The 5,263-nt window shown below is 56.5% G+C and carries 5 protein-coding genes and 1 pseudogene; 4 read left to right on the forward strand and 2 right to left on the reverse strand.

What is annotated here, in order from left to right:
- Positions 1-219 (forward strand): annotated as a pseudogene (locus ACESMK_RS19660) (UPF0104 family protein); the annotation flags it as partial.
- A gap of 217 nt (positions 220-436) precedes the next feature.
- Here the strand turns inward: ACESMK_RS19660 and ACESMK_RS19665 are convergent.
- Positions 437-1,318, reverse strand: coding sequence for a RibD family protein (locus ACESMK_RS19665; RefSeq protein ID WP_373002260.1), 882 nt, complete (start codon positions 1,316-1,318; stop codon positions 437-439).
- Between the two features lie 314 nt (positions 1,319-1,632).
- Here ACESMK_RS19665 and ACESMK_RS19670 point away from each other — a divergent pair, with 314 nt between their 5' ends.
- Complete coding sequence (locus ACESMK_RS19670) at positions 1,633-1,869, forward strand: hypothetical protein (protein ID WP_373002262.1); 237 nt, start codon at positions 1,633-1,635, stop codon at positions 1,867-1,869.
- A 16-nt stretch (positions 1,870-1,885) separates the two neighbouring features.
- Here ACESMK_RS19670 and galU read toward each other — a convergent pair whose 3' ends face one another.
- Positions 1,886-2,722 (reverse strand): UTP--glucose-1-phosphate uridylyltransferase GalU, encoded by an 837-nt coding sequence (gene galU / locus ACESMK_RS19675; RefSeq protein WP_373002265.1) that lies wholly within the window; start codon positions 2,720-2,722, stop codon positions 1,886-1,888.
- Positions 2,723-3,214: 492 nt separating this feature from the next.
- Here galU and ACESMK_RS19680 point away from each other — a divergent pair, with 492 nt between their 5' ends.
- Entirely contained in the window at positions 3,215-4,267 is a 1,053-nt protein-coding gene (locus ACESMK_RS19680; RefSeq protein WP_373002268.1) for a ShlB/FhaC/HecB family hemolysin secretion/activation protein, read from the forward strand.
- Positions 4,268-4,357: 90 nt separating this feature from the next.
- Positions 4,358-5,263: glucan biosynthesis protein (locus tag ACESMK_RS19685; RefSeq protein ID WP_373002271.1), on the forward strand; the 906-nt coding region annotated here is incomplete at its 3' end.

The following is a 5,263-nucleotide window of genomic DNA, read 5'->3' on the forward strand; positions in this document are numbered from 1 at the left end:
ATTGCTGCGTTGTGCAGCATTCTGCTGCTGAGCATGGTCGTACCCTTGACGGTGGCTGGCTGGGGTATCCGGGAAGGTGCCGCGGCGGTGCTCTGGCCACTGGCGGGCTTGCCGGCGGAGCAGGGGGTGGCGCTCAGTGTGGGGTATGGGGCGTTGGTGCTGGTTTCGAGTTTGCCCGGGTTGGTGTTTTTGGTCACGGGCAGGCCGGTGGAGAGGTGAAACCCGGTTATTTGTCGGATTACGCTCCGCTAATCCGACCTACGCGTCGCGGGAAAAATCGAGGGTTCGTAGGTTCGTAGGTCGGATTAGCGAAGCGTAATCCGATAAAACTTTGCTAATCCGACCTACGCGTCGTGGGAAAAATCGAGGGTTCGTAGGTTCGTAGGTCGGATTAGCGAAGCGTAATCCGACAAAACCAGGTGGACTATGCCCGCCGCTAATCCAACCTCATGTCGCGGGAAAAATCCAGGGCGAACAGCATGTCGCTGCCGAGATTCACCAACTGCGCCCGTGGCCGGAGGGCGTCATCCAGAAAATCGATCTCCGGAAGCGAGAAGGCCGGCCTGCCACTGCCGATGATCATGGGCGCGACCATCACATGCAGCCGGTCCAGCAAGCCTGCGTTAAGGAATGAGGAGACGGTGACACCGCCGCCTTCAACAAAGACTTTTTTCAAACCCAAATCCGCCAGAACCTGCAGGATCAGCTTCGGGTCCGTGGCGTCTGTCGCGTCCGGGTCTCCCAGACAGGGAATTTCGGTGACGCCCGGACCGATCGAGGGGGTATCGCTCTTTTCATAGTGCCCCGCCACCAAGCGCAGGGTAGGGGCCTCCCCATCGGTAAACAGGTAATGGCTACCCGGAACACGCCGATGCCGATCGATCACGACCCGAACCGGGTTGCGGCCGCTGGTGCGACGAACGGTAAGGCGGGGGTTGTCGGTGGAGGCGGTGCCGGCGCCTACGATAACGGCATCGGACACCGCCCGTATGCGGTGAAGATGGGTAATGCCGTCATCGCCATTGATGAAACGGGAGCGGCCAGTGACAGTCGCAATCCGTCCATCCAGGCTCTGGCCCAACTGGCCGATGACTTTTGGCGGAGCATCATCCGGGACCGGCCGGCAAAGGGGCAGGAACACCGAGAGCAAATCCTTCGCCTCGCCCGTGGCCGGCTGCATCAGGTGCCAGGCACCGTGGCCATTGAGTTTTAAAGCTTCTTTCTCAGTATCCGGCAATGGCAGTGTCACATTGCTGCGGTTAACTGCGCTAAGCACCAACTCCCATGCCGAGTCGATATCCAGGGTTCTTGCCGCCATAAATAGCCTGTTTGGTTGTTGCCTAGGAGCCTCTGAATGCCTCCGGAGCGCCTCTGCGTGCTCTGAGGACTTCAGATGCAAGGCGCAGTTCGCAGCTAATGGCGGTAGCCCTTAGCAAGAGCTGCAACACAGCATGTGAAGTCCTCAGAGTACGCCCTCCGGGTTCTTCAGAGGTGCTTCGGAGGCATTCAGAGGCTCCTTTAGTATAGGCAGATTGTGTGCAAAGCTATATGTACGTTACATTTCCGGATTGATTCACTTCGCAGGGCATTATCGGGACGGGCGTCCCGGTTTGAATGACGAGGTAAATGGCCATGCAGCATGCGCAACCCATTCAGCACTGGGAGCCAGAGAAGCCTGAGGACCACGGGCAACTTGAGCTGCCCGGTATTGCCCTGGACAAGAGCGATGATCTGCTACTGTCTCTGGACGAGCTGGAGGAAGCGCTGGATAAGGTACAACTGACTGCGGAAGAGGTGGAGTTGCTTCGCCGGTTCCGCAGGACAAGCGCTGAAAACCGGCGAATGATTCTTCAGATTCTGGGCAGCTGATCCCGGCCCGAATACCTTACTTGCCTTTCTTGTAGATATTCTCGTAGACGTAATTGGTAGCTTCTACGAAGCCATCAATGCTGCCGCAGTCAAACCGGCGCCCCTTGAACTGGTACGCCAGAACGCAACCATTCTTCGCCTGTTCGAGCAGGGCGTCGGTAATCTGCACTTCACCGTTCTTGCCCGCCGGCGTACGCTCGATAATGTCGAAGATATCCGGCGTAAGGATGTAGCGACCGATAATCGCCAGATTGCTGGGCGCATCTTCGGGCGCCGGTTTTTCCACCATGTCGGTGATCCGGTAAAGGCCATCTTTCATGGATTCACCGGCAATCACACCATACTTGTGGGTTTCGTCGGCGGGTACTTCCTCAATGGCAACAATGGAGCACCGGAACTGGTTGTACAGTTTCACCATTTGCGCCAGAACGCCGTCTTCGCCCTCCGGGCCAATGCAGAAGTCATCGGCCAGTACAACTGCGAACGGGTTGTCTCCCACCAGGTTACGTCCAGTCAGGATGGCGTGGCCCAGGCCCTTCATTTCATTTTGCCGGGTAAAGGCGAAACTGTTGTGATCAATCAGATCCCGGATAGAAGTCAGCAGATCCTCTTTGCCGGAGCCGGCAATCTGGTGCTCCAGCTCGTAGCTGATATCGAAATGGTCTTCGATGGCCCGCTTGCCCCGGCCGGTTACAAAGCCGAATTCATGAATGCCAGCTTCAGAGGCTTCTTCCACGCCATACTGAACCAGGGGTTTGTTCACTACGGGCAGGATTTCCTTGGGCATCGCCTTGGTGGCGGGCAGGAATCGCGTGCCGTATCCGGCTACGGGAAAGAGACACTTTCTGATCATAACGTTCGTCCTTACATTCGCTTCGGTCACGGCCTTTGGTGAGCCAGTCGTCCTTGAAGGCTGACTCACGATTCGTGCCAAGTGTAACCAAGTTGTTGGCCTAAATGGAGGCCCGGGTAGCTAAATGTAGAGATTGGTAAAAAGGGGAACGGGGTCGCCTTCGTCCCTGCCTGTTGATTTTCATAGAAAAAACTTTCAAAAACAAAATTAACTGACTGTTTTGTAGGCATATTTTGTTTGTGAATTTTGGAAACGAGTGCTGGATTTCCCCTCCAGTGTGCAATACATTCCTGTCTTCATGACAAATTCTTCAGATTGGCCGGCTTTTGATTCTCACTACGGCCAGAGCCACCTGACAGGGTCTAAACATTGAAATTGTCACTTCTCATTGCACTGTTATGGTGCATAACGGTCCAGCCGCTTTACGCGGAAGGTGGTGGATCCTGGCTCCGCAACGGTTGGCAGCCCTATTCGGGTAATTTTCCTGGCGGCATGGACACTTTCCAGGAGGAGCGCGAGCACTGGTTGCGATCCCGTCTGAAATTTTCCGGCAAGACAAAACTGAACAGTGATGGCCTTGATGGCTCCGTCGGTGTGGCCGCAGACAGCCTGGTCGGCCAGAACGATGCCATCGGGTTCGACTACCGGGATGCCCGATCCTACGGCAACGACACTGATTCCAGTGCTGCGTCGATCCGATATCGTTTCCCCGCCTGGGCAAACCAGCTTCGAATAGAAGCCGGGAGGTCCCGTTATGATCATGCGGTGAGCGATGCCGGCAGGCGCTATAACGCCAGTGGTGAATCCCGTGCGCTGGCCGTGAGCGCGAGCAGGCCGCTGTTCTCCCGATTCGGAATCGCCTTTGATGGTATTGCCCGGCATCAGGGTCGGGACAGCACCTTCTCCGAGGAAAACAGCCTGGTTTCCGAGTCCCGATACCAGTTTTCATCCGTGGGTCTTGAGGCTAGTGGGGGGCATGAGTTCGGGGCCGGACTGGTTGCGAATACCCGGGTTCTGGCCCTGAGCGGCCGTGAATTCCATTCGACAGATTATCCGTCCCAGGATGACACGGTGGATGAAAGGGGGTTCTATAAGGTCGCCTTCTCCGCCTCGGTTGAGCAGGAGCTGTTCCAGTGGAACTGGCGGGTGAACGGGCGATACCAGTTCGCGGATGAAGATCTCCCGTCGTCTGAATATATAACCGTTGCCGGCCCGTCCATGCTGGCCGGTTTCAATGGCCAGTCAGTTTCTGTGGTCAGTGGCGGCTGGCTAAGGCTGGATACCGACAGCCCGGCCTGGTCCATGCCCTTGATGGACGGGGTGTTATCCAGGGTGAACTTTGCCGTTCTGCAGGGCTGGATTCCCTATTCCGGAGCCCGAGAAGACCGTTTTGGCAAGGCCAGTGCGGGTCAGGTATCGCTCAAGCTGCAGGGACGTACCTTCACTGCGAACGTCAGTGTAGGCCGGATGATTCGGGCCTCCACCACAGCCATGACAACGCCCGATCATCCGGACGTGCGGTTTTCGATGTCCATGGGAATATGATCCAGAGCCATCCGTTGTTGTTACTTGAGTAAATTTTAACCACAAGTGCTACATTAAGAGCCTAAGGAACGTTATTCAGGATGGATAACCATGCACTCAGGGACAGGATTGCTCAGGCTGCTCATCGTGCCGTGTTTTCTCTACGCTGCCCAGGCACAGGCGTTTGAATTCGCGGAGGTGGTCGAAAAAGCCAGGGTGATGGCAGGCGATGAGTATGAGCCGCCACCAGAGGTGCCGGGATTTCTCAGAGATTTGGATTACCAGAATTACCAGGCCATTCGATTCAATCCCGAGGTCAGTCTCTGGCGACAAAGCGGATCCCGCTTCCAGGCCATGACCGTGCCCCCCGGGAATTTCTATACCCATACCGTGCAACTCAATGAGATTGATTCCAGCGGTGTAAAACCCATCCCTTTCGACAAGTCAGCCTACAGCTTCCCCAACAACGACCTCGCCAAACGGATACCGGCTGATCTTGGCCATGCCGGCTTCAAGCTTACCTATCCGTTGGGCGAGGGCGAAGAGCAAAACCAGTTCCTGGTGTTTGCCGGAGCCAGCTACTTCCGTGGGGTAGGGGCAGGTAACCGGTTCGGACTTTCCGCGAGAGGCATCGCCGTAAACACAGGCCTACCCTCCGGCGAGGAGTTTCCCTCGTTTGTTGAGTTCTGGCTCGAGCGTCCTGGTGGCAGCAGCAAGCGAATGCGGGTGTATGGTCTGCTGGATGGTCCAAGTGTTTCGGGTGCCTACAGCTTTGACATACATCCGGGCCCCACTACCCGAATCGATGTGACCGCAGAGCTGTTCTTCCGAAATGCCACGGAACTGCCCGGCCTGGCGCCACTGACCTCCATGTTCTATTACGGCGAAAACACAGCGCGCCCCGTTGGGGAATGGCGGCCACAGGTTCACGACTCTGACGGCTTGCTGATTCACGACGAAGGCAGTGGTGAATGGTTGTGGCGACCACTGGTAAATCCCTCACGCCTTACCCTCGGT

The organism is Marinobacter sp., assembly GCF_041687235.1.
Taxonomy (GTDB): domain Bacteria; phylum Pseudomonadota; class Gammaproteobacteria; order Pseudomonadales; family Oleiphilaceae; genus Marinobacter.

Excerpts from the sequence above, each read along its gene's own strand:
- ACESMK_RS19665 (WP_373002260.1), bottom strand. The coding sequence starts at position 1,318 with ATGGCGGCAAGAACCCTGGATATCGACTCGGCATGGGAGTTGGTGCTT.
- ACESMK_RS19670 (WP_373002262.1), top strand. The coding sequence starts at position 1,633 with ATGCAGCATGCGCAACCCATTCAGCACTGGGAGCCAGAGAAGCCTGAG.
- galU (WP_373002265.1), bottom strand. The coding sequence starts at position 2,722 with ATGATCAGAAAGTGTCTCTTTCCCGTAGCCGGATACGGCACGCGATTC.
- ACESMK_RS19680 (WP_373002268.1), top strand. The coding sequence starts at position 3,215 with ATGGACACTTTCCAGGAGGAGCGCGAGCACTGGTTGCGATCCCGTCTG.